Origin of the sequence: Chryseobacterium sp. MFBS3-17 (assembly GCF_020687745.1) — a bacterium.
In the GTDB taxonomy this organism is placed as follows: Bacteria; Bacteroidota; Bacteroidia; order Flavobacteriales; family Weeksellaceae; genus Marnyiella.
In genome coordinates this window covers 100085-123162 of the sequence record NZ_JAJEWK010000003.1, presented here as the reverse complement: position 1 = coordinate 123162, position 23078 = coordinate 100085, and the positions used below count along the sequence as shown (strand labels likewise).

At 43.4% G+C, this 23078-nt stretch carries 23 protein-coding genes; 5 read left to right on the top strand and 18 right to left on the bottom strand.

Annotated features, from left to right (window positions below):
- Nucleotides 1–60: 60 nt before the first annotated feature.
- Complete coding sequence (locus LKO26_RS02070) at nt 61–2988, bottom strand: reprolysin-like metallopeptidase (RefSeq protein WP_227586157.1); 2928 nt, start codon at nt 2986–2988, stop codon at nt 61–63.
- Between the two features lie 486 nt (nt 2989–3474).
- Here LKO26_RS02070 and LKO26_RS02065 point away from each other — a divergent pair, with 486 nt between their 5' ends.
- Nucleotides 3475–3945, top strand: coding sequence for a hypothetical protein (locus LKO26_RS02065; RefSeq protein ID WP_227586155.1), 471 nt, complete (start codon nt 3475–3477; stop codon nt 3943–3945).
- A gap of 1 nt (nt 3946) precedes the next feature.
- Here the strand turns inward: LKO26_RS02065 and LKO26_RS02060 are convergent, their stop codons facing one another.
- The 6 genes from LKO26_RS02060 to LKO26_RS02035 form a co-directional block, all read right to left on the bottom strand.
- The gene (locus tag LKO26_RS02060) at nt 3947–4606 is read right to left on the bottom strand and encodes a DUF6048 family protein (RefSeq protein ID WP_227586153.1); all 660 of its coding nucleotides are present in this window, start codon (nt 4604–4606) and stop codon (nt 3947–3949) included.
- Nucleotides 4572–5045, bottom strand: a complete 474-nt coding sequence (locus LKO26_RS02055; protein WP_227586151.1) for a hypothetical protein — start codon at nt 5043–5045, stop codon at nt 4572–4574. Before LKO26_RS02055 ends, LKO26_RS02060 begins: the two co-directional genes overlap by 35 nt.
- A 10-nt stretch (nt 5046–5055) precedes the next feature.
- The gene (locus LKO26_RS02050) at nt 5056–7533 is read right to left on the bottom strand and encodes a zinc-dependent metalloprotease (RefSeq protein WP_227586150.1); all 2478 of its coding nucleotides are present in this window, start codon (nt 7531–7533) and stop codon (nt 5056–5058) included.
- A gap of 75 nt (nt 7534–7608) precedes the next feature.
- Nucleotides 7609–9021: a 23S rRNA (uracil(1939)-C(5))-methyltransferase RlmD gene (gene rlmD, locus LKO26_RS02045; RefSeq protein WP_227586147.1), complete on the bottom strand. Its 1413-nt coding sequence runs from the start codon at nt 9019–9021 to the stop codon at nt 7609–7611.
- 159 nt (nt 9022–9180) lie between these two features.
- A complete protein-coding gene (locus LKO26_RS02040; protein WP_227586146.1) occupies nt 9181–9489 on the bottom strand; it encodes a hypothetical protein in 309 nt (102 codons plus the stop codon).
- Nucleotides 9490–9548: 59 nt separating this feature from the next.
- On the bottom strand, nt 9549–10136 hold the full coding sequence (locus tag LKO26_RS02035; protein ID WP_227586144.1) for a DUF6705 family protein: 588 nt from the start codon (nt 10134–10136) through the stop codon (nt 9549–9551).
- A 163-nt stretch (nt 10137–10299) separates the two neighbouring features.
- Here LKO26_RS02035 and LKO26_RS02030 point away from each other — a divergent pair, with 163 nt between their 5' ends.
- Entirely contained in the window at nt 10300–10515 is a 216-nt protein-coding gene (locus LKO26_RS02030; protein ID WP_227586142.1) for a helix-turn-helix domain-containing protein, read from the top strand.
- Between the two features lie 226 nt (nt 10516–10741).
- On the opposite strand, the gene LKO26_RS02025 is transcribed toward LKO26_RS02030, so the two are convergent.
- The 9 genes from LKO26_RS02025 to LKO26_RS01985 form a co-directional block, all read right to left on the bottom strand.
- Nucleotides 10742–12271 (bottom strand): TlpA family protein disulfide reductase, encoded by a 1530-nt coding sequence (locus LKO26_RS02025; protein ID WP_227586141.1) that lies wholly within the window; start codon nt 12269–12271, stop codon nt 10742–10744.
- A 126-nt stretch (nt 12272–12397) separates the two neighbouring features.
- Nucleotides 12398–12775, bottom strand: a complete 378-nt coding sequence (locus LKO26_RS02020; protein WP_227586140.1) for a hypothetical protein — start codon at nt 12773–12775, stop codon at nt 12398–12400.
- A complete protein-coding gene (locus LKO26_RS02015) occupies nt 12765–13259 on the bottom strand; it encodes a hypothetical protein (RefSeq protein WP_227586139.1) in 495 nt (164 codons plus the stop codon). The genes LKO26_RS02020 and LKO26_RS02015 overlap by 11 nt, the downstream gene beginning before the upstream one ends.
- An 84-nt stretch (nt 13260–13343) precedes the next feature.
- On the bottom strand, nt 13344–14111 hold the full coding sequence (locus LKO26_RS02010) for a succinate dehydrogenase/fumarate reductase iron-sulfur subunit (RefSeq protein WP_227586137.1): 768 nt from the start codon (nt 14109–14111) through the stop codon (nt 13344–13346).
- Nucleotides 14112–14132: 21 nt separating this feature from the next.
- Nucleotides 14133–16145, bottom strand: a complete 2013-nt coding sequence (locus LKO26_RS02005) for a fumarate reductase/succinate dehydrogenase flavoprotein subunit (protein WP_227586135.1) — start codon at nt 16143–16145, stop codon at nt 14133–14135.
- A gap of 12 nt (nt 16146–16157) precedes the next feature.
- Nucleotides 16158–16826 carry a succinate dehydrogenase cytochrome b subunit gene (locus LKO26_RS02000; RefSeq protein ID WP_227586134.1) on the bottom strand — a complete coding sequence of 223 codons (669 nt, stop codon included), beginning with the start codon at nt 16824–16826 and terminating at the stop codon, nt 16158–16160.
- A gap of 233 nt (nt 16827–17059) precedes the next feature.
- The gene (gene aspS / locus LKO26_RS01995; RefSeq protein WP_227586133.1) at nt 17060–18814 is read right to left on the bottom strand and encodes an aspartate--tRNA ligase; all 1755 of its coding nucleotides are present in this window, start codon (nt 18812–18814) and stop codon (nt 17060–17062) included.
- A 119-nt stretch (nt 18815–18933) separates the two neighbouring features.
- Nucleotides 18934–19164 (bottom strand): helix-turn-helix domain-containing protein, encoded by a 231-nt coding sequence (locus LKO26_RS01990; protein ID WP_227586132.1) that lies wholly within the window; start codon nt 19162–19164, stop codon nt 18934–18936.
- 3 nt (nt 19165–19167) lie between these two features.
- A complete protein-coding gene (locus LKO26_RS01985; protein ID WP_227586131.1) occupies nt 19168–19716 on the bottom strand; it encodes a DUF2975 domain-containing protein in 549 nt (182 codons plus the stop codon).
- Between the two features lie 93 nt (nt 19717–19809).
- Between LKO26_RS01985 and LKO26_RS01980 the strand changes: the two genes are divergently transcribed.
- Entirely contained in the window at nt 19810–20313 is a 504-nt protein-coding gene (locus LKO26_RS01980) for a thermonuclease family protein (protein WP_227586129.1), read from the top strand.
- A gap of 49 nt (nt 20314–20362) precedes the next feature.
- Complete coding sequence (locus LKO26_RS12755; protein ID WP_317206365.1) at nt 20363–20527, top strand: 30S ribosomal protein THX; 165 nt, start codon at nt 20363–20365, stop codon at nt 20525–20527.
- Between the two features lie 71 nt (nt 20528–20598).
- Here the strand turns inward: LKO26_RS12755 and LKO26_RS01970 are convergent, their stop codons facing one another.
- Together LKO26_RS01970 and LKO26_RS01965 are read right to left on the bottom strand one after the other, a co-directional pair.
- Complete coding sequence (locus LKO26_RS01970) at nt 20599–21261, bottom strand: DUF937 domain-containing protein (RefSeq protein WP_227586127.1); 663 nt, start codon at nt 21259–21261, stop codon at nt 20599–20601.
- Between the two features lie 87 nt (nt 21262–21348).
- Entirely contained in the window at nt 21349–21858 is a 510-nt protein-coding gene (locus tag LKO26_RS01965) for a DUF2480 family protein (RefSeq protein WP_227586125.1), read from the bottom strand.
- Nucleotides 21859–21956: 98 nt separating this feature from the next.
- Between LKO26_RS01965 and lpxB the strand changes: the two genes are divergently transcribed.
- A complete protein-coding gene (gene lpxB / locus LKO26_RS01960; protein ID WP_227586124.1) occupies nt 21957–23060 on the top strand; it encodes a lipid-A-disaccharide synthase in 1104 nt (367 codons plus the stop codon).
- Nucleotides 23061–23078 lie beyond the last annotated feature (18 nt).

Here is a 23078-nt window from a genome sequence, read left to right as displayed (position 1 = left end):
ATCATGAAAAAGCCGCTCCCCGATGAACAGGGAGCGGCCTTAACCAAATACTGTAATTATCTATTTCTTGATAAATTTTACAGTGGCATTGATATTTTCATCGGTGACGGTAATCAGGTAATTTCCGGTTACCAATCCCGATACATTTACTTTACCCTCTTTTACCAGGCCGCCATCTACCAACTGACCCGCCATGCTGTGAATCTGATATCTGGCCTTGTTTGAAACTTTGGTAATATGCAGAACATCTGTGGCCGGATTCGGATAAATCTGGAAAGCATTGTCTGTAACTTCGCGCGTCGCCATGCTTCCGGTCACCACCACATTGTAATCTTCAACCTCACCATATCCTAATGTTCCACATGAACTTGTCAATATGGCACCGGCCTGACTGGAACCACCATATACATTTATCACTCTCATTCTCAGCGCCTGATTTTCTACTGCAGTTGCAGGAACAGTAAACGTTGCTGTAACCGGTGTGGCTGTACTTACCGGAGAACTCATTACACGCTCGCTATCTTCAAAAGTACCGTTCAGGTTAAAATCTATCCATGCGCTTACTGCATCAAAGTCAGGATTATTATCCATCCACGCTTTGGTTACAGATAAAGTGTAGGTATTCCCTTTTACCAGATTAATCTGTAATGCAGGATTGGTTGTATAATTGGTATAAGAGCTGTTCATGGAATTGTTATTTACATTTGCTAACGTGACGTTAGAAATATACTCAAAATTCGTATTGGTTGCTCCTGCTGTACAATAATTTATTACCGTTGTACTAAAATTAGTGGACGGTGACCAGGCTCCGGGTGTTCCGGAACAGATCGCTCTTACCTGTACTTCGTAGTTGCTGCCTGCCGTAAGACCGGTGAGGTTCACTGTTGGTACATTTGACGTAACTGTAGTCCAGTTTGCAGAACCTACAATTCTGTACTGAATTTCATAAGTGGCTCCTGCCATAGCATTCCATGAAACAGTAGCCGAAGGTCCGGAAATATTAGATACTGTAATATTCTGCGGTGCTGTACCGTCACAAGCGGTAAGTGTATTTATAGTAAGTGTTTTAACCGCATAGAACACATTATTAATGGAACTGATGCGCACAATTGCCGTAGAACCTGAGGCCAGACCGGTAAACTGTACATCTTCTGAACCATCATTCGGTGTAGAGGCAATCAGCGTGGTCCAGGTAGCACCGTTATTGGTCGTATAATCAATTTTAACATTCGGGCTGTTATATGGTGCGGCGTTGGTAGCAGCCACATCCCATGTCAGCGGACCGGCAGTATTGTTGAATCCCTGCGTGGAAGTCACGGCAAAAGGACCATCATTGCCTACCGTAATGGTTTGCTGTGCATACTGGGTTTGCTGCTGTGCTACATTTGCGTTATTATCTCTGGCTGTAATTCTGAAATTCATGGTTCTGGCCACCGTAGGTACTGCCTCCCATAAATTATTACTGTTATTCAACACACCTGAAAGCACCGAAGACAATCTTGGGAAATATCTGGTAGGACTGGTACCCGGCAGAACAGAACGGAATGCTGCGCCGGTGGTGGTATTTCCTAAATTAGACGTGTTTATCGGCTGAGTTGCAGTATCGTACTGCTCCCAGGTATAGGTCATGGGATCTCCTTCCGGATCGGTCACATTTGCCGTAAGCACAAAAGCAGTTCCTTTCGGGATGGTATAGGGTGTTAAAGCGGTGATTACCGGTGGATTATTGGTAATGTTTACGGCAACACCACAAGTATTTCTGTTAATGATATTGGTCTGAACCTGCTCTATGGACCGGGCATGGAAATAAGGATCTGAATGTGGTTGTACATCTGTGGTAGAGCCTGTAATTCCTGCATAGCCCATAATCGTAGATCCGGATCCGGGCTCCATATTGGATCCGCTGCCTTCCAGACCATGGGAGAATGTATGATTGGCGCCCAGCTGGTGTCCCATTTCATGGGCTACATAATCAATGTCAAAGGTATCACCCATCGGTGCTCCGGAACCCGGCGACGTGTAGGCACTTCCTTTATAAGCATTGGTAGCATTGCTGCAGATACAGCCTATACAACCTGCATATCCACCTCCACCGGCATGTCCGAAAAGATGTCCTATATCAAAAGCTGCATTTCCGGGCGTCACCATTAGGACGTTTGCCAGTTCAGAACTCCACGCTCCACTAGCACCAGTTGCCGGCGGAGAATAAGGATCTGTATTTGAATTGTTATAAATCAGACCCGGAAAATTCTGCAGAATAAGTTTCAGCGCAAAATCTTTCTCGAAAACACCGTTAACCCGGGTCATCGTTGCGTTCATTTGCGTCAGTGCTCCTGCTGTACCTCCGAAGTAAGTGGTATATTCGCCTGTTACGGACAGTGCCAAACGATAGGTTCTGTATTTTTTATCAGAACTTTTGGAGAAATCTGACGGATTGTTTGCAAAAGACTGCCCTGCCTTGTACAGTTGATTCATCTGGTTTTGGGCATCAGAACCCTCCTCTGTATGACAAACAAACGCTTTGTCGCCTTTCTGACCATCTCTGAGGTAAAGCCTGTACAAATTCTGCGATTTGTCTGATGGTTCAATGAATTCATAACCTCCGGATTTCATAATCATGGACTGAAAATCGTTTGGTGCCACACTGAAGCGTATGGTTTTCGAAGGATCATCTATACCCACTCCGGCATAAGAGCCCAGTTGATACTGATCTGCAAGTTCCTGCACCACTACAGGTGCACTGTACACATTAAACCGCTCCATCTTACCACCCTTTACAGGTACCGAAATCACTACCGGCTGTGCATAATTGCCTGCTTCCTGAGCATTGGCCAGCTGGTTTCGGATCTGGTTGATATCTAATGTGAAAAACTCTTCTTTCTGAGAAGGGTATTCCAGCCTTCCTCCCTGTTTGGGTGCGGGTTTCCATTGTGCAAATGTGGAAGCTACCATCCCGGAGAATACTAAAAATGTAAGAAGTCTCTTCATAGCTCTATATTATATTTAATGCTACAAATCTACTTAAATTTTAATAAAAATTCTGATTTCATTCAATAAACTTTTGATTTGTACAAAAAGGAAAAATCACTTTACCACGGTAAAAGGAAAAGCGTAAGACACTGGTCGTACGACTTCATGTTTGCACTACCGGCACTGATAGTAAGTGAAAGATTTAGAACATTGGCATTAGGACCATCCATGGTTCAATATGTGCCCGGCGCTGTTCTAAAGTCTCCAGATGCATTCTTTCTTGATTGCCTATGCTTGTCTTGTTGAGCTGTAAGGAGTATTAGATGTATTGTTTAAGGCACGCTGATTCGCACCTTGATTCATTAGAGTCAAAGAATCCCTCACCTGTCGTGCAGGCATAGCAATATAAACAGGAAGAACTTATCTGGTGTCGTAATTCAGGTTTAACAATAATTAAAAACATAAACCAAATTATCGTACTTTTGCTATTCACAATATATGTTCATGATAAAAACAATTCTGAAATCCACTGCAATTGCTATAGCCGGAATCTTCACCCTGCAATGTACCCCACAGATGAATACCGATACAGCCCGTGCCGAAGAAAACGCAGCTTCTGCCAAGCATCAGTTGAATAAAATTGTACTGGAAGAAATGACCCGCGGTCACAGGAGGATGATTACCATCACGTCTTCAGAAAAAATCATTGAAATAAACGGAGTCAGTAAGGATTCAAAAACATCTGCTGCGGAATGGGAAACGCTGGTAAAACTGGCTCAGAAACAGGACCTGGATAAAATTGATTCCTACGAATCTCCTACCACCAAAAGATATCATGATGGCGCCATGATGGCCAATCTCAAAATAACGGCAAACGGCAATACCTATACCTCACAAGGCTTTGATTCCGGCACTCCGCCGGCTCAGTTTTCTGATCTGTACTTTGCGGTAGCCGGCCACTTCCCCCTGAAATAAATCAGAATTCATAGGCTATATTCCACATATAGCCCATGTTGAACTTTCCGGAACTTTTCCCGAAACCGGGTACAATCATCGGGTAAATTTCTTCCTGTTTTGTGGTCAGCATCAGATATCTGGGCTGTACACTCACATCAATATAGAAATTACTGCTGAAGAGCTGAACACGTCCTCCCAGGTGTCCTTCCAGCCAATAAGAAGACTGGGTGGATGCAGGAAAGGCCTGAAAAGAATTACTGCCGCCAAAGCCACGGATGGGAACCGCAAAATACTCCTGCTCATAAAATGACGCACCCAGCTTTCCACCTGCAAAAAAACCGTTCTGAATATTCTCCGGATCTTTCATAAGCCGGTACAGCACGCCAAGTTTGATGAAAGCTCCGGCTGCGCGGGCATCATAGCCATTTTTAATATAGCTGTTTTTTTCATATCCTGCGTCTGCTGCAGCATGCAGGTCTTTCCTAATTCTGGAGGAAACAAAACCCTGAAATAATTGCCGGTCTGAGAAAAAAGAAACCCCGGCATTCAGCACGTCTGCCCCAACCATAAAATTGGGTTCGTATTTCCATTTTTCGGGCTGTGCCGTTTCAGCATCCTGCGCGAAAAACCAAAAACCCCACAGGCTAAAAAAGAAGGAAAAGATGTGTTTTGTCTTCATTTACAATTTGATTTTGAGCCGACTCTGTACCCAGCACCGGTACCGGTGTCTGCAGCTGATAAGTTACTTCCTGATAAAGTTTCCGGATGCCACAGGCCGGAGAAACGTATTCATTGACCGTAGTATGATTGATTTTCACGACAGATGCCGGACCTGCGGCAGCGGTGCGGATGTACAACTCCGTAAAAGGTACATCTTCCACACGCAGCGGAATCAGTACCGAATCTGTGGGGAAACGGTTCTGAACCACGGGCACCTCCCCGCCGCCATAATCCACACTTACAAACAGAGAATCCATGGTGCGGGCTTTGCCCGTGGCTTCGGTTTTAAATTTGATTTTCATACGGGGTGTACCTTCACCTCCCGTACAGACATCATCATCTGTACTGCAGGAAGTCAGCATCAGAAATGTAGCAAGAAATATGATAAAACCTTTCATAAATTCCGTTTTAGTTATTCGGATTCAGCGCTTTTTCCAGGCGGAATGCCAGATCTTCATAATGGTACCGGTTGGCAAGATGTGCCGCACTTTTCGTCTTCAGTTCATTCTTCAGTTCGTTCAGTACCCCTCTTACCGTAGCCTGTACATCTGAATGTGAGGAGACAGTGACCCCTCTGGCTCCGGCAGATTTACCACCCAGCAATCCCAGCATATTTTCTACATAGTTGCGCTGCAGATTTCTTCTGTACAAATCCGGTTCAGAGATAAAAATTTCCTTTTTCAGGTCCTGCATATATCCTGCCAGCGGATAGGCATTTTTTTCTGACGCTTCAGACTGATACATCATTTGTAGTACTGCCGGGTTCAGGATTCTGTTCAGCACGGAATTCTGCAGGTTTTCTACCACTGTCACTGCGGAGCTGCCGGTTTTTTCAAAAATCCCGTCTTTCAGCAACCATTTGGGAGTGGAAAACAGTTCTTCACTTAAAAACTGAAGTGCCTGCTGCTGGTCTTTTTTGGAAACCACTTCATAAACCGCTCCTTTTTGCTCAACCGTTTTGGGAGTTTCATATCGTCCGCCGATGTATTTTGAAACATGTCCCAGATACCTCCCGAACTGAGATGTTACCTGGCTGTACATGGTTCCCAGGTGTTCATACCCTTCATTAGGCTTTGCGGTCCAGTCCTCCAGATTGTTCACAATTCTTTCTAAATTCTTGATCCCATATTTCCCGGCAATCATGGGGTTGTCTCCAATCTGCTCACTTTGCAGACGGGGATCAAACATACTACTTTCTGTACCGAACCACAGCCTCGGATCTTTCAGTTTGCCCATCACCCATTTATTCAGGTGTTCCTTTTCGGCTTCCGGAGAGGCATACTCATAAAATCTTTTGTATCCCCACTCAATCGCCCAGTCATCATAATCACCTATACGCGGCATAATTCCGGCATCGCCTACTTTATCTTCGGGTTGTGCTACGTAGTTGAACCTTGCATAGTCCATAATGGACGGGGTATGACCGTTTTTCTCCAGCCACTTTTTATCCCGGAGCTTTTCTACCGGAACGGCGTTACTGGCTATAAAATTGTGTCTTAACCCTAAAGTATGTCCCACTTCGTGCGCAGAAACGAAGCGGATGAGTTCCCCCATCAGTTCATCATCAAAATCCATAGTTCTGGCACGCGGATCGTTTGGAGAAGCCTGAATGAAATACCAGTTGCGCAGCAGGCTCATCACATTGTGATACCAATTGATGTGGCTTTCCAGAATCTCGCCGGTACGGGGATCTGCAATAGACGGACCGGATGCATTGGGAACATCAGACGGCTTATAAACAATTGCTGAGAAGCGTGCATCTTCCAGACTCCACTCCGGGTCTTCCTTGGCATTTGGAATTTTGGCATAAATGGCATTTTTGAAACCGGCTTTCTCAAAGGACTTCTGCCAGTCATTCACGCCCTGCATTAGATACGGCACCCATTTTTTGGGCGTAGCAGGATCTATGTAAAAAACAATGGGTTTGGCAGGTTCTACCAGTTCGCCTTTTTTGTATCTGGCTAAATCCTGAGGTTTTGGTTCCAGCCTCCATCTTTTAATCATGGAAACCCTCTTCACCCCCTGCGGATCTGCATCAAAATCGGTATAACTCGTCGTAAAATAACCTACACGGGGATCAAAATACCGTGGCTGCATTTTATTTTCCGGAAGCAATACCAGTGATGAATTGATTTCTACCGTATAGTTTCCGCTGACTTCCGGTTTCGGCACTCCTGCGGGAAAGGTCACATTTCCCAGCGTTCTGGCAAAGGTCTTGGTCGTATTGATTTCAATATTGGATGGGAATGATTTCACAAAATTGATAAAAGACTTATCCTTCTGCAGTGCACCTACTTTATAATTCTTTTTAACATTGACCGCAAAAGAAACCAGCTCATTATCCGCATTTACAAAATCTGTAATGTCTACTACTGATGATTTTTTGTTTTTGCCCACTGCCTTTACAGAAAACGCATGAACAATAGATTGTACGTTGTTCCGCGTTACCGACTGATACATCTGCGAGGTGGAATCTGCAGCATAATCCGTGTAGGACACGGACCGGACAAAGATTTTATCCTGCGGACCTTTTTCAAAGAAAATAACGTTCTGGGCAATCTGATCCCCGGCATAACCTGTGGTTCCGGAGCGCATACCCGCAGCTGCTTTCGTAAGGCGGCTTACCAGCAAAAACTCTTTCTTCAGAACACTGTCGGGTATTTCAAAGTAGTATTTATCTCCCACTTTGTGTGTAGTGATGATTCCGGTTTTGGTCTCCGCTTTAGAGGTGATGACCTCACTATAGGGTTTAATGCCGTTTTTCTTTTCGGAATCCGGCTTTTTCACGGCAGCAGTATCTGTTTTTGCTGCAGTGGAGTCTTTTTCCTGTGCGGTAGTCCAGGCGGTGATCATGGTCATCATGACCAGCATATATAATTTCTTCATATTCAATTTTAATTAATGGCTAAAGATAAAAAATCTCAGCAGAATGATATATAAGTATCTCAGCGTAATTTCAGATTAATTCTTTACAAGCAATGCGATATTTTCTACGTGGTGGGTCTGCGGAAACATATCCACCGGCAGTATTTTCACGAGTCTGTACTGATCTTTCATCAAGGCCAGATCCCTTGCCTGCGTAGCCGAATTACAGCTCACGTATACGATTCTTTCCGGAGCCAGTTTCAGGATCTGCTCTACTACTTTATGATGCATCCCGTCTCTGGGCGGATCGGTAATCAGAACATCTGCTTTGGGATGTGTGGCCAGAAATTCGTCATTAAATATATCTTTCATATCCCCGCAGTAGAAGGTACAATTGTCCAGTCCGTTCAGTGCGGCGTGTTCTTTGGCAGCGTCTATTGCTTCGGGTACAGATTCAATCCCGATGACCTGTTTGGCATTGCGGGCCACGTACTGGGCTATGGTTCCGGTTCCGGTATAAAGGTCATACACTACTTCATCTCCCTTCAAATCAGCAAATTCCAAAGTTTTCCGGTACAGCTCTAGCGCCTGTTTATAATTCGTCTGAAAAAATGACTTCGGACCAATTTTAAACCGGAGTCCATCCATTTCCTCCATCAGAAATCCATCACCATGATAGATAATAATCTCCTGATCGTAAATGGAATCATTGGCTTTGGAGTTGATGCAATACACCAACGTTTTAATTTGCGGAAATGTGGCCAGCAAAAAATCAAAAAGTTTTTCACGCTGCTCAGTCTCCTCACGGTACAGCTGAAACAGCACCATCCACTCACCTTTAGAATTCTGCCGCATCATCAGCGTGCGCAGGAAACCACTATGATTTCTTACATCAAAAAACTCCAGTCCGTGCTCTGTAGCATATTGTTTCACTGCCAGACGGATGGCGTTTGACGGGTCTTCCTGCAGCCAGCATTCCTTCAGATCCAGAATTTTGCTCCACATTCCCGGAATATGGAATCCCAGAGCGTTTTTGTCACTGATATCCTCCTGCGAAAGTACTTCATCCGGAGTCAGCCAGCGGGCATTGGAAAATGAAAATTCCATTTTATTGCGGTAAAAATACTGCTCGCTGCTTCCCAGAATAGGAAGGGTTTCAAAATCTTCTATACCGCCGATTCTTTTAATATGGTTAAAGACTTCATCCTGCTTAAATTCCAGTTGTTTGTCATAAGCGAGATTCTGCCATTTGCAGCCGCCGCACACTCCGAAGTGAATACATTTGGGCTCCGTACGGAAGGGTGAAGCCTGCACCAGCTCTATGGCTTCAGCTTCATAGTATTTGGATTTGGATTTCTTCACGCGGGCATGAACCACATCTCCTGGCACAGCGCCGGATACCAGTACGGTTTTTCCCTCCTGGGTTCTGCCCACTGCCACCCCTTTGGCACCTGCTGCCACCAGCTGAATATGTTCCAGAATCAGGTTCTTCTTTTTATTTCTTGACATGCTGCAAAAATAGGAAGTTAATTCTGAAAATCAGGCGTGTTTTCTATGAGACTGGCGATATTTTTATACCGGTATTTTTCATGTATCTTCTGAAAATTATGGTTTGTGACTCTAAGGTTCGTAACCACAGAAACAGCCCTTATACAGGCTGCCGGAAAATCAAATCTGTTTCAGCACGATGCGCTCCCGCCAGTACAGATAGAGCACATTGCCCAAAAGTCCCAGGAAAAACACGGTAACAAACCACATGAACGGGTTTCGGATCCGGTTCCGGATCATATCTGTAAGGATGACGATAAAAAGCACGAAGTACACGATGACTGCTACAGCCATCAGTGCATTTCCGGTAAAAGGATCTGCCGGAAAGTGCGTGATCTTCAACCAGGCACCTACCAGAGCCAGTACCAATGAGATAATGCCGGCAGGCAGCAGGACTCTGCGGGGAATGAGTAAAGGTTTGGGGTTCATTTTGAAGCGTTTTTACCAAAGATACATTAAAAAATCCTGCTGAAAAGCAGGAAATTTTGTTATTGTTTGGTGAAAATGAGGTTTTCTACGGTAGGGAGAAACACTTTATCATTATCATATGGAGGTGGGCAAGATTCTGAATTTATTGTTGCAGGCTGCACCCGATAATTCCATTGAAACTGATTCGTATTTATTTTTTTGAAATACACTGTCCCTAAGCCTACCGAGCATCTGCCGCCATTTTGCATTAAAATAACTTCATTGTTTGCGGGCTTGGTAAATAAACTTAAAAATTCATAATCTTTATTGAGAGTAAAGTTATTATTCAGGGTTGAGTGAACAATTAAACCGCCAGCTATCACTTGATAACGAACCCTTAACATATCTCTATAAAAAACTTTGTCAATATCTTGAAACTGCTTTTGTAATTCTTTAGTAATAATTAAAGTAATAGTATTATTGTTTGCATAATTCGCCGTCCACGTTCCGACAAATTGATCTAATTCATTATTGATATCTTTAAAATAAGTACCTGTAGAAGATGTATACCATCCTGTATTAAGAGGGACAATCTGTTGAGATCTACACGATATTATTCCAGTAAAAATAAATATAAATGGAATGATTTTTATTAAAATGTTTTTCATAAGATTATTTTTATGGGCATGGAACCGCTGTTGTTACTCCATCCGGATTTTGTTTAATTGGTGATACACTCTCATTTTGGTCAACTTCCTGCAAAGTAATAATATTATTGGAAAGCCCCATTCTGTTTATGGTATCGTAAAATAAGCTTAAAAATACTTATATATGAGCATAGGAGCGAAAGTAAGACGATTTAGAGAAGGAAAAAAATGGCCACAGGAAGATCTGGCCATACGTCTGGACACTACTCAAACTACAATTTCTAATATAGAATCTGACAAAAACATTCCGAACTCGGTACTGTTAAATAAAATTGCAAAGGAACTGGATGTAGATATCAATCAGTACTTGATGATAAATTTTCCAATTACAATCAGATAGACCAAAATGATGGAGTTGTAAATTTTGGCAATGGTACAATCAACATGCATTCTCCAGAGTTAATTCAAAACATCATGAATAATCAGCAAGCCATTACAAATCTCATAGAGTCTCAAAATAAACTAATTGCTACACTACTTCAAAAAAACGAATAACTTGAGATTACGCAAAAACAAAGTCCGCAGGTTTTCCCAACCTGCGGACTTTAATTTTGTCTGTTCTGTTATTACTTCGCATCTGCACTTTGTGGCTGTGCCTGCACGGTATCCTTCGGTGCCAGCAGATCGTTCTGCAAGGTAGCCTGAGGCTGAACTTCAGGAGCTGTAAGTCCGGAAAGCTGATCCAGAAGGAGCACCAGTTCGGGCTCTCCCAGGTTATAAAAATTAGGTCCGGCCACTTTACCTTCCTTGTCCAGTACCAGGAAACTCGGGCTCAGTTTGAAACCATAGATTCCGTATTTTTTGGCAAAATCAGAATTCAGACCGCCTTCTGCATGTACATTGGTTCCCGGAAGTCCCTTCAGTAACGCAGCGCTGGTTTTTTTAAACTGATCCTGCGTGTCGTCAAAATTCACATACGTGAAGTTAAATTCATTTTTATAGAAATCAATCACCTGCTTCAGAACCGGAACCGTAGATTCTGAAATATACGGTGTCCATGATGCATAGAACATCACCAGAGTGGGTTTCCCTTTAGACTCACTGATTTTGTATGGTTTACCATCCTGCGTTACCAGTGCGGCGTCCGGAGTCAGCTCACCTCTTTTCAGACCTGCAAGTACAAACTGTATGTGCTTCAGGTCTTTTTTCACCTGAGCATCCTTTATAACAGTTTCAATCAGTTTATCCAGTTTCACAAGGGTTTCTGGTGTAGCAGAAGGGTTGATGTCTGACTGAGCCATTACAAATGCAAGCAGATAATCCTTGGTTACCTGTGACAAATCATTACGTTGTTTCAGATAGCTGCTGAAGACTTCCGAAGTAATTTGATCGCTGTCTTTACGTTCCTCTGCCATCGCATATTTATTGAATGCTTCGCTCATTTTGCCCAGCAGGTAGTTGCGGTACATGGGATGTTCTTTTACCATTTTATCCTTGTCCTCCTGAAGGCTCTCTTCATAATCGGTCATGGCTTTTGTGAACGCAAAAGACGGATTGCCACCCATTTGCTTCTGGAACATCTGGTACTGCGGAATAACGGAAAGAATCCCGGTGCGTACATCGTTTTTCTTCCAGCCCACTACTTCCTGGTCTGCTTTGGTTTTTTCTGCCACCGCATCAATATTCTTTTCAAGATCGGCCTGAATTTTCTTCAGCTCAGTGATAAATCCGGCCTCATCCTTTTCCAGATAAGACTGCATATCTACCTTCTGGGTATATTCCTGCATAAACTTCTGGGTTTGCTGCAGGAAATCGTTATTGGCCTTGGCGTCACCGGTTATGGTGTATTCCATGGGGAAAGTGGCAGCATTTCCTGAGATATTGAAATTCTGACCCCCTTTCAGATACAACAGATTCTGACGGCCTGCATAGGAGATGACGTACATCCCGTTCCGGGGTGCCTCAAAAGAGCCTTTGAAATTTCCGTCTTTATCTACTCCTATATTGATCACAGGGAGTGTAGCCACACCGGCAGCTTCGGTAAATTCAATTCGTTCCAGCGGAGACCCGTCTTTTACGGTACCGGTAACTTCCACTTTCTTGGAACAGGACATTGCCACAAGAGCAATCAGCATGCATAAAAAATAATTCTTCATTGTTTATTTTAATATAATGGGCAAAAATAGGATTTTAAAATAAACCAAGCAGAATTTTTGAACTTATATCTATAAAAGATTAATAATATTAAACTAATTAGTACTAAATATGAAGTGTTGTGTGCTTCATTGGACTATGAGTGACATCACGGAGCATTTACGAACTACTTCTCTATAACCCTGATGTCGTGTACTCCCACGATAACATTTAATATCTCCAACTTTTTCTTTTCTTTTCTGTCTCACCACATCATAACCCAGAGAAATGTATCCCAGATAAATATTTTGGAAATTTTCATCAATAAATAAATTTTTGTGACTTAATTCGACTTCCATATATTTTTCACCTTCTATATAATTCACTTCCATTTCAGGAATTAATTTTCTGGGATTTTGGCTATCTACAGACTCACAAGTATATAAAAGTGGCAGAATGGTAGTATTTTGCCTGGCTATCTTAAATTTATATGCTGGATGTTTGCCACCGACAAAGCTATATCTCAATTTTACATTTTTTTCCTTCGTCTAAAATTGTCTTCGGAATCTCAATGACAGAAATAATATCAGGCATTGTATAAAGCTTAGCAGTAGCTCCTTTGTGTGGAATTCCTAATTCTATACTATTCTTATTTGAAGAAATAACGACTTCTTCAATAAGTTTTCCTGAAGTAAAATAAAGAACAGAATCTTTTATTTTCAGTTCATCGTTATACAATCGATAAGTGAATTGCTTATCTAAATCAACAATAATAATATTCTTTGCCCCTAGAAAATCTTCATTAAAAATATTAACAAAACCATTATTGGACAAAAATAAGCTGCTCTTTCCTTGTTTGTCAATTTCAATTTGATAATTTTTTAGATAATCAGAATCTATTTTTAATTGAAATTGCTGAGCAAAAAGAAAGTTACTACAAAACAATAAGCCTACATAAATGAACTTTAGTAGGCTTAGTCTCTTGAGTATTGTTCCTTTTATTGAGAACATGGTTGTACGGAAGTAAATTCTTGTATTATTACCGAAAAGCTGAACATAGCTATCGTGCAACATACTCCCAGACAAAGAAAATTCTTATCCTCTGTCCAGATTGGCAGACATAAACTCGCGGTTCATGCGGGCAATCACTTCCAGGGAAATTCCCTTAGGACATTCTACCTCACATGCACCGGTATTGGAGCAGTTTCCAAAGCCTTCCTCATCCATGGCCTGAACCATATTCAGCACCCTTCTCTTGGCTTCTACTCTACCCTGCGGCAGCAATGCATACTGAGAAACTTTCGCTCCTACAAACAGCATGGCAGATCCGTTCTTACAGGTGGCCACACAAGCGCCACAACCAATACATGCTGCAGCATCCATGGCTTTGTCTGCGTCTTCTTTCGGAACCGGAATAGCATTGGCATCCAAAGTATTTCCGGAAGTATTCACAGAAACAAATCCGCCGGCAGCCATCACTCTGTCAAATGCAGAACGGTCTACCACCAGGTCTTTGATGACCGGGAAAGCAGCACTTCTCCAGGGTTCTATGTGAATGGTTTCGCCATCTTTAAACATTCTCATGTGCAGTTGGCAGGTCGTAATCCCGGTATCCGGACCGTGTGCCCGGCCGTTGATGTACAGGGAGCACATCCCACAAATACCCTCGCGGCAGTCGTGATCAAAAGCTACAGGTTCTTTGCCTTCGTTAATCAGATTTTCATTGAGCATGTCCAGCATCTCCAGGAACGAAGAATCTGTAGAAACATCTGAAATCTTGTACGTTTCGAACTGCCCTTTTGATTTATTATTTTTCTGTCTCCAAATTTTCAGAGTCAGGTTTAATCCTTTTTTAGCACTCATTTCATTAATATTTTTTGGAGATTATTTATAACTTCTTTGTTTCACTTCGATGTTTTCGTATGCCAACTCTTCTTTGTACATAACCTCCTTGTTAATATCAAGACCCTGATATTCCCAACAAGCGGCATACTTAAAGTTTTCATCATCACGCTGTGCCTCGCCGTCTGGTGTGGCATGATCCCACCTAAAGTGACCTCCGCAGGATTCTTCACGCTTCAGCGCATCCATAGCCATCAGCTGACCCAGCTCCAGGAAATCTGCCACACGGAATGCTTTTTCCAGCTCCAGGTTCATTTCATTGGCATCTCCCGGCACTTTCACATCCTGCCAGAATTCTTTTCTCACCTCTTCTATTTCTTTAATGGCTTCTGCCAGACCTTCAGGTGTTCTGCCCATCCCGACTTTGTTCCACATGATGTGGCCCAGCTTTTTATGGAAATAATCTACAGAATGTTTTCCATTATTGTTCATAAAGAAACTGATTTTGTCTTTCAGGTCTTTTTCTGCAGCTTCAAACTCGGCAGAATCTGTAGGGATGGCTCCGGTTCTGATATCTGCAGACAAATAATCTGCGATGGTATAAGGCAGTACAAAGTAACCGTCTGCCAAGCCCTGCATCAATGCAGAGGCTCCCAGCCTGTTGGCTCCGTGGTCAGAGAAATTGGCCTCTCCGATTACGAAACATCCCGGGATGGTGGACTGCAGGTTGTAATCTACCCACACACCGCCCATGGTATAGTGTACAGCGGGATAAATCTTCATAGGCGTCACATACGGATCATCTGCGGTAATTTTTTCATACATCACAAAAAGGTTTCCGTATTTTTCTTCTACCCAGGCTTTCCCCAGGTCATAAATCTGCTGCTGTGAAGGATTGTGAATATTCTTTTCTAATGCGGCTTCCTTACCTTTCTTCATGATTTCTGTAGAGAAATCCAGGAATACCCCTTCTTTGGTATCGTTATTCTCTATTCCGTAACCGGCATCACATCTTTCCTTGGCTGCCCGCGATGCTACGTCACGAGGTACCAGGTTTCCGAAAGCAGGATATCTTCTTTCCAGATAGTAATCTCTGTCTTCTTCTTTAATATTTTCAGGCTTCAGTTTCCCCTCACGGATGGCTACGGAATCTTCTATATTTTTCGGCACCCAGATTCTTCCGGAGTTTCTTAAAGACTCAGACATCAGCGTCAGTTTAGACTGCTGCGTGCCGTGCACCGGAATACAGGTCGGGTGAATCTGAACAAAACAAGGATTGGCAAAGTAAGCGCCTTTCTTGTGAATTTTCCATGCGGCAGATGCGTTGGATCCCATGGCGTTGGTAGACAGGAAATACACATTTCCATAACCTCCGGATGCAATGACCACTGCGTGTGCAGAATGTCTTTCTATCTCGCCGGTTACCAGGTTTCTGGCGATGATTCCTCTGGCTTTGCCATCTACAATCACCAGATCCATCATTTCATGACGGTTGTACATTTTGATGCGGCCTTTACCAATCTGGCGGCTCATGGCAGAATATGCCCCAAGCAATAACTGCTGACCGGTTTGCCCTTTGGCATAAAAAGTTCTTTTCACCTGCACCCCACCGAATGAACGGTTGTCCAGCTGGCCTCCATATTCGCGTCCGAAAGGAACACCTTGCGCCACACACTGGTCTATAATATTGGCAGAAACCTCAGCAAGACGGTACACATTGGCCTCTCTGGCACGGTAGTCACCTCCTTTGATGGTATCGTAAAATAATCTGTAGGTAGAGTCACCGTCTCCCTGATAGTTCTTCGCAGCATTAATCCCGCCCTGAGCGGCAATAGAGTGTGCTCTTCTGGGAGAATCCTGATAGCAGAATGCTTTCACATTATACCCCTGCTCTGCCAGTGTAGCAGCAGCAGAACCGCCAGCCAATCCGGTACCCACCACAATAATATCAATCTTATCACGGTTGTTTGGCGCTACCAGGTTCATATGATCTTTATGATTTTTCCATTTGTCCTGTAGCGGACCTGCCGGAATTTTTGAATCTAATTTGCTCATTGTCGTAAGATATTATTGAGTTATATAATGAAACACCGCGATAAAAATAAAACCTGCCGGAATCAGGATGGAATACCAGTTACCAAAGGCTTTGATTACGGGAGTATACTGAGGATGTCTGGCTCCTACAGACTGGAAAGAGGACTGGAAGCCATGTGCCAGGTGCATTCCCAGCAGCACGAAAGCTACCACATAAAAAATAACCCGCCATAAATCCGCAAATTTTGCGTGAAGTTCGCCCCAGAAACGGGTCAGATCATTGGGATCTCCCTCTCCCGGTGCATACTTATAGGTCATTTCGTGCACCCAGAAATCGTACATATGCAGACCCAGAAATGCCAAAATCACCAATCCGGAAATAATCATATTTCTGGAGAACCAGGATGAATTTGCAGAACCTTTATTCACCGCATATTTTACAGGCCTTGCCCTGTTGTTTTTAGCTTCCAGAATGAAACCCATAATGAAGTGAAAAAACACCGCAAAAATAAGAATAGGCTGCATCAGAAACTGAACTGCGGGATTGTAACCCATGAAATAAGATGCACTGTTGAATGCGTCTTTACTGAAAACCGACAAGAGGTTTACAGATAGGTGCATCAACAAGAAAATCAGCAAAAACATTGCAGACAATGCCATTGCATACTTTCTACCAATAGTAGAACTCGTTAAACCTGCCATAATGATTGTTTAATTTTGAATTTTTACAAAGTTAAATAAATGTTAAACTATAACACAGTGAGAAATATCAGAAAAGTTCAGTTTGTAATGTTTCTAAATAAGAAAACTACTGTAAATCATCAATTTAAAAAAAAACCCGGCAAGCACCCGGGATTAAATTACACACAGATTCCAAACATGTATCTGATTATTCCCTGCATTTTTTCTTGATTATTGTAATGACCGGAAACTTACTAATGGTCACCATCCAGTTTCAGGAAAAGCTCCTGAAGCTGCTCATTTGCAATGGCGCTTGGTGCATCAATCATGACATCGCGTCCTGAATTATTCTTCGGGAACGCGATATAATCCCGAATTACCTCATTGCCATCCAGAATTGCCACCAGCCTGTCAAACCCAAATGCCAGTCCGGCATGTGGCGGTGCACCGTATTTAAAGGCATTCATCAGAAATCCGAACTGTGCTTCTGCTTCTTCTTTGGTGAAGCCCAGCAAATCAAACATGCGGGACTGCAACTCTTTATCAAATATCCGAACCGATCCGCCACCAATTTCGTTGCCATTCAGAACCAGGTCATAGGCATTGGCGCGCGCTTTGCCGGGATCTGTTTGCAGAAGATGAATATCTTCCGGTTTTGGTGAGGTAAACGGATGGTGCATGGCATGGTACCTTCCGGTTTCATCATCCCACTCCAGCAATGGAAAATCTACTACCCAAAGCGGCGCAAACTCATCTCCTTTGCGCAGACCCAGGCGGTTTCCGAGTTCCATGCGGAGGGCCGAAAGTTGTGTCCGCACCTGGAAAGCATCTCCGCTCAAAACCAGCATCAGATCTCCCGGTTTTGCGTTAAATTTTTCTGCAATTTGTTTCAACGAAGCTTCGTCATAAAATTTATTGACCGATGAAGTAAGCACGCCATCATCCTGATATTTCACCCACACCATTCCGGTAGCGCCTATTTGCGGGCGTTTCACCCAATCAATCAGGGCATCAATCTGCTTTCTGGTGTATGCTGCACACCCTTCCGTATTGATTCCTACAACCAGTTCGGCATCATCAAATATTTTAAAATCTTTGCCTTTTACCAGATCGTTTAGTTCCGTAAATTCCATACCGAAGCGGATGTCCGGCTTGTCATTACCATATCTGGTCATGGCCTCATCATAAGTCATCCGGGGAAATTTTCCGGTGTCTTTGCCGGTAATGTCTTTCAGCAGCGTTGCGGTCATTCCTTCAAATATTTCCAGTACATCTTCCTGCTCCACAAATGCCATTTCACAGTCTATCTGCGTAAATTCCGGCTGGCGGTCTGCCCGCAAATCTTCATCACGGAAGCATTTCACAATCTGAAAATAACGGTCTATACCGCCCACCATCAGCAGTTGTTTAAAGGTCTGCGGTGACTGTGGCAGTGCGTAAAACTGTCCGGGGTTCATCCGGCTGGGTACCACGAAATCCCGTGCGCCTTCTGGTGTGGACTTTATCAGCACAGGTGTTTCCACTTCTATGAAATCCTGTTGAGAGAGATAGTTTCTCACTTTCTGAGCCATCTTATGGCGGAAGATCAATTTATCTTTCACCGGATTTCGGCGAATGTCCAGATATCTGTATTTCATGCGGATCTCCTCGCCTCCGTCTGTTTCATCTTCGATGGTGAACGGCGGAAGCTGGGATTCGTTCAGAACCTTAAGGTTTTCCACCAGAATTTCAATATCTCCGGTTGGGATTTTTGGATTTTTGGACGTCCTTTCGATGACTTTCCCTTCTACCTGAATTACAAATTCGCGCCCCAGTTTTTTAGCTTCCTCCATCAATTGTACAGAAGAGCGGTCCTGATCAAACACCAATTGGGTGATTCCGTAGCGGTCTCGGAGGTCTATCCAGATCATAAATCCTTTATCGCGGATGGTCTGCACCCAGCCTGCCAGGGTCACATTTTCGTTTAGATTTTCCAGAGTCAGGTCTCCGTTGGTGTGTGTTCTGAACATATTTTATACTTGAAAATTTTCATCAGCAAAGATAAGGCGATTTTTAATTTTCACCATAACCCCAAAACCGGGAATCACGAATTATCTGTTCAAAATGAAAAATAAAATCAGAAAAATGCTCAGTATTCTGCATCCGGAACAGACTCAGTGGGCAGATACTCCAGCAAATCTCCGGGCTGGCAATCCAGCACTTTGCAGATGGCCTCCAGTGTAGAAAGCTTGATCGCTTTAGCCTTTCCGGTTTTCAGAACAGAAAGGTTGGCCTGTGTAATTCCAATTTTCTCTGCCAGTACCCGGGACTGCATTTTCCGTCTGGCAAGCATGATGTCGATATTGATGATGATGGGCATTTGCTAAATGGTTAAATCCGTTTCAGACTGCAGTTCGGTTCCTCTTCTGAAAATCAGACTGATGATGTACAAAATAGCTGCTATGACAAAGAAGTTCAGGTTTCCGAAACTGATATCCACCCGAAATTCACCGTGAAAAATTGCGGAAAACAGGGCTGCCGACAAGAAATCCAGAATCCCAAGTTGAAGTGCAACAGTTCCCATTTTGGAAATCAGTGCTGAAATTTCTGCTTTGAAGGGATTTTCAAAGTCCACTTTATTCAGGATTTTCAATGCAAAAGCAATAAGGCGGATAAACAGAAGAAGGTAAGCAGTTATTGTGACCGCAAAAAGCAAAAACTTTACCGTTCCGGCTTCACGCAAATCTTCAGCAGTCAAATTCTGATGACCAATTGTGATATTCAGATTGGATAAAAATTGAAAATCAGCGTTCAGCAGCAAGGCAAACCCATGGACTAAAACAGCAGCAAAAGCAAGAACGGAGGAGATCAGAGCAGCCCACAGGACAAGCCTCAGAAATAACAAAACAGAATCAGTATTGCTTTTCACCATTTATAAATTTACCGCAAAGTTATAATTTTTTACCGTAAAACAATAATCTTAACAAAACCATAAAGCAATATGAAATTCCTTAGCTTTGAGCCGATGAAAAAAGTTGTTGCATTCTTGTTCCTTTTTGTATGTTCACTGGCCATTGCTCAGATCTATACTGCCAAAGTCATCGGCGTAAAAGATGGTGATACGGTAGTCATCCTTCACCAGGGCAAACCTCAAACTATAAGGCTGGCCCACGTGGATTGTCCTGAAAAGAATCAGCCTTTCGGAAACCGGGCAAAGCAGTTTGTATCAGATTTCTGTTTTGGCAAAGAAATTCAGGTGGTCATTGCCGGCAAACCGGACCGGAACGGCCGCTGGATTGCCGAAATTTTTCATCAGAATCAGAATTTGGGAAAACAGCTGGTACGCCATGGCCTGGCTTGGCATTTCAAACGGTATTCCAACAATACAAACTATGCGGCACTGGAAACTGAAGCCCGCAAAAAGAAAACCGGATTGTGGCGCGATGCACGGCCGGTAGCGCCCTGGGACTGGCGGAAACTGCCAAAAGCCGAGAAGCAGCGGCTTCGGAGTAAGACGGCTGTTCATTAATAATCTTTTTCCTAAATTTGTGTCACCAATCAACTAAATACATCACATTATGGGAAAAGGAGACAAAAAAACCACCCGGGGCAAGCGTATTGCAGGAAGCTACGGCAAAACAAGACCCAGAAAGAAAGTAAAGAGTACAACCGCGGCTTCGGAATCCGACACGGACACCAAACCGAAAGCGAAAAAGACTACAAAAAAGAAAACCGAGGAATAATCTTCGGTTTTTTTGTGGTCCGGCGGCGGCTTCGCCGCCGCCGGAACTTGATTCTTTATAAAAAAAAAGCATTATCTGCCACCCAGAATGGAACCCAGCAATCCGCCCAGGCCACCTTGCTGTTGCTGTTGCTGCTGTTGCTGACCTCCACCCAGAACACTTCCCAAGATATCATTCAGCGGGTTCGAAGATTGCTGACCACCTCCCAGGACACTGCCTAAAATATCATTCAGCGGGTTAGACTGTTGCGCCTGAGCCTGCGACTGTGCGCCTCCCAGAATCCCTCCGAGCAAATCTCCAAGTCCCCCGCCGGAAGTCACGTTACCGGACTGTTTTTCTTTGCCAATATACCCCATAATCACAGGAGCCAGCATGGAAAGAATCGGTCCAATTTTATCCATAGAAATACCGGTGTTCTGAGAAAGTTGGTTTTCTACCGTGGCTTTCTGGCCACCAAAAATATGATCCAGGATGGAATTTCCTTCCTGCTGTCTGGCTTCTGCCTGCGCAGGATTATCCAGAATGCTGCCGTCGTGATCCTTATCCAGCGCCCGGTTCAGGGCATCTGCTTCGGCAGGATTATCCTGAGATTTTTTTCTGAGATAAGATATAATCAGTGGTGCAGCCACTGCCATAAGAGCAATGACCTGATTTTTTTGTATTCCGAATTTGTTTTCTGCTTGCGATGCAACATGGTTACCGGCATTCCCGGTAATAAGATCTAATAAGTTCATAATCTATTTTTTTGATTGAGAATATCAAAGTTATCGAAAATTATACCGAAAACTCCGGATAAACGTATAATATTTTATTAACCGGTATTAATTCTTAAAAATGGGCACACTGGAACAAGCCTCACCAAACATCAGCGACTTTACTACAGGCTTCAACTGCTCTACCAGTTCTATATAAGCATTTTCCGGAATATGCTGATCGCTGCAGCCCTTTACCAGCACTCTTTTATCTTTCAGCAGATTAAAATCATAATTTTTTAAAGCATCGTGCATCAGTAAAAGTTCCAGATCACTCCGGTTTCCGTACACAATTTTTCCGGCCATACCGGTTAAACGCGAGGCGAGCAGAAAATAGGCCCATAGCGGAACTATGGAATCTGCTGAGTTGTAGATATATACAAACGCATCCCGGTATGGCTCAACATCCAGGGCGTTTACTTTTTCTCTGAAATCTTTTTCCTTTAAAATCATCTCCATATAAAGAAAATCCTTCAGGTCAATTCCCTTTCTCTGGCCCTTTGGAATCAGTTCAGCCAGATCAAAATTCACCAGACCACTCTCTGCTATTTTATTTTTAATTTCAAATTCTGCGGACATTTTTTTATTTTTATCTTTACACAAATTTACGTTAAATAATTGATTTTGTTTCCGGGTGATGATCCCGGTAGGAAAATCTGAAACCAGAATCTCAACCCTTGAAATACTATATCATAGCCGGCGAAGCCTCTGGAGACCTGCACGCTTCGAATCTAATGAAATCTCTTTTAAAAAAAGACCCCACTGCTGATTTTCGGTTTTGGGGTGGTGATCTGATGGCTGCCGCAGCCCAAAATTCTCCGGTGAAGCATTATAAAGAACTGGCATTCATGGGATTTCTGGAGGTAGCGAAAAACCTGAATACGATTCTGAGAAATATCCGGTTTTGTAAAGAAGACATTAAAAAATACCGGCCGGATGTGCTCATTCTGGTAGATTATCCCGGATTTAATTTGAGAATTGCAGAATTTGCCAAAAATCTTGGCATTCGTGTGGTGTACTACATTTCACCCCAGCTATGGGCATGGAAAGAAGGCCGCGTAGAAACGGTGAAAAAGCATGTGGATGATATGCTGGTGATTCTCCCTTTTGAAAAAGAATTTTATGCCAGACATGAGGTAGATGCTCATTTTGTAGGCCACCCGCTGCTGGATGCCATCTCGGGACTACCGGAGCCGGACGGCAACAAATTCAGAGAAGAACATGATCTGAACGACAAAGAAATCATCGCATTGCTGCCCGGATCCCGGGAACAGGAGGTTTCCAAAATGCTGAATCTGATGCTGTCCGTACGCCCTGACTTCCCGGATTACCAGTTGGTGATTGCCGGCGCACCGGGACTGTCTGAAAGTTTTTATGAACAATTTACCGATAAAGATGTTCATTTTGTATCCAATAAAACCTATGATTTACTGAGATGCTCTGCCGCTGCACTCGTCACATCCGGTACGGCTACTCTGGAAACGGCGCTGCTCAATGTTCCGGAGGTGGTGTGCTACCGGGGCAGCAGAATTTCATATGAAATCGGTAAAAGGCTGATTAAAAACATCAAATATATTTCGCTTGTCAATCTGATTATGGACCGGGAAGTAGTGACCGAACTGATTCAGAATGAACTGAATACAGAAAATATGACTCGTGAACTTAGCGCGATTCTGAGCGGACCGAGACGCGCGAATATGCTTAAAGATTACAGCTTGCTTCGTGAAAAACTGGGCGGAAGCGGGGCCAGCGATTGTGCAGCATCCATCATTGTGAAATAACTTTGGTTTCCTGCGTGC

Coding starts and splice junctions, on each gene's coding strand:
- LKO26_RS02070 (WP_227586157.1), bottom strand. CDS start 2,988: ATGAAGAGACTTCTTACATTTTTAGTATTCTCCGGGATGGTAGCTTCC.
- LKO26_RS02065 (WP_227586155.1), top strand. CDS start 3,475: ATGATAAAAACAATTCTGAAATCCACTGCAATTGCTATAGCCGGAATC.
- LKO26_RS02060 (WP_227586153.1), bottom strand. CDS start 4,606: ATGAAGACAAAACACATCTTTTCCTTCTTTTTTAGCCTGTGGGGTTTT.
- LKO26_RS02055 (WP_227586151.1), bottom strand. CDS start 5,045: ATGAAAGGTTTTATCATATTTCTTGCTACATTTCTGATGCTGACTTCC.
- LKO26_RS02050 (WP_227586150.1), bottom strand. CDS start 7,533: ATGAAGAAATTATATATGCTGGTCATGATGACCATGATCACCGCCTGG.
- rlmD (WP_227586147.1), bottom strand. CDS start 9,021: ATGTCAAGAAATAAAAAGAAGAACCTGATTCTGGAACATATTCAGCTG.
- LKO26_RS02040 (WP_227586146.1), bottom strand. CDS start 9,489: ATGAACCCCAAACCTTTACTCATTCCCCGCAGAGTCCTGCTGCCTGCC.
- LKO26_RS02035 (WP_227586144.1), bottom strand. CDS start 10,136: ATGAAAAACATTTTAATAAAAATCATTCCATTTATATTTATTTTTACT.
- LKO26_RS02030 (WP_227586142.1), top strand. CDS start 10,300: ATGAGCATAGGAGCGAAAGTAAGACGATTTAGAGAAGGAAAAAAATGG.
- LKO26_RS02025 (WP_227586141.1), bottom strand. CDS start 12,271: ATGAAGAATTATTTTTTATGCATGCTGATTGCTCTTGTGGCAATGTCC.
- LKO26_RS02015 (WP_227586139.1), bottom strand. CDS start 13,259: ATGTTCTCAATAAAAGGAACAATACTCAAGAGACTAAGCCTACTAAAG.
- LKO26_RS02010 (WP_227586137.1), bottom strand. CDS start 14,111: ATGAGTGCTAAAAAAGGATTAAACCTGACTCTGAAAATTTGGAGACAG.
- LKO26_RS02005 (WP_227586135.1), bottom strand. CDS start 16,145: ATGAGCAAATTAGATTCAAAAATTCCGGCAGGTCCGCTACAGGACAAA.
- LKO26_RS02000 (WP_227586134.1), bottom strand. CDS start 16,826: ATGGCAGGTTTAACGAGTTCTACTATTGGTAGAAAGTATGCAATGGCA.
- aspS (WP_227586133.1), bottom strand. CDS start 18,814: ATGTTCAGAACACACACCAACGGAGACCTGACTCTGGAAAATCTAAAC.
- LKO26_RS01990 (WP_227586132.1), bottom strand. CDS start 19,164: ATGCCCATCATCATCAATATCGACATCATGCTTGCCAGACGGAAAATG.
- LKO26_RS01985 (WP_227586131.1), bottom strand. CDS start 19,716: ATGGTGAAAAGCAATACTGATTCTGTTTTGTTATTTCTGAGGCTTGTC.
- LKO26_RS01980 (WP_227586129.1), top strand. CDS start 19,810: ATGAAAAAAGTTGTTGCATTCTTGTTCCTTTTTGTATGTTCACTGGCC.
- LKO26_RS12755 (WP_317206365.1), top strand. CDS start 20,363: ATGGGAAAAGGAGACAAAAAAACCACCCGGGGCAAGCGTATTGCAGGA.
- LKO26_RS01970 (WP_227586127.1), bottom strand. CDS start 21,261: ATGAACTTATTAGATCTTATTACCGGGAATGCCGGTAACCATGTTGCA.
- LKO26_RS01965 (WP_227586125.1), bottom strand. CDS start 21,858: ATGTCCGCAGAATTTGAAATTAAAAATAAAATAGCAGAGAGTGGTCTG.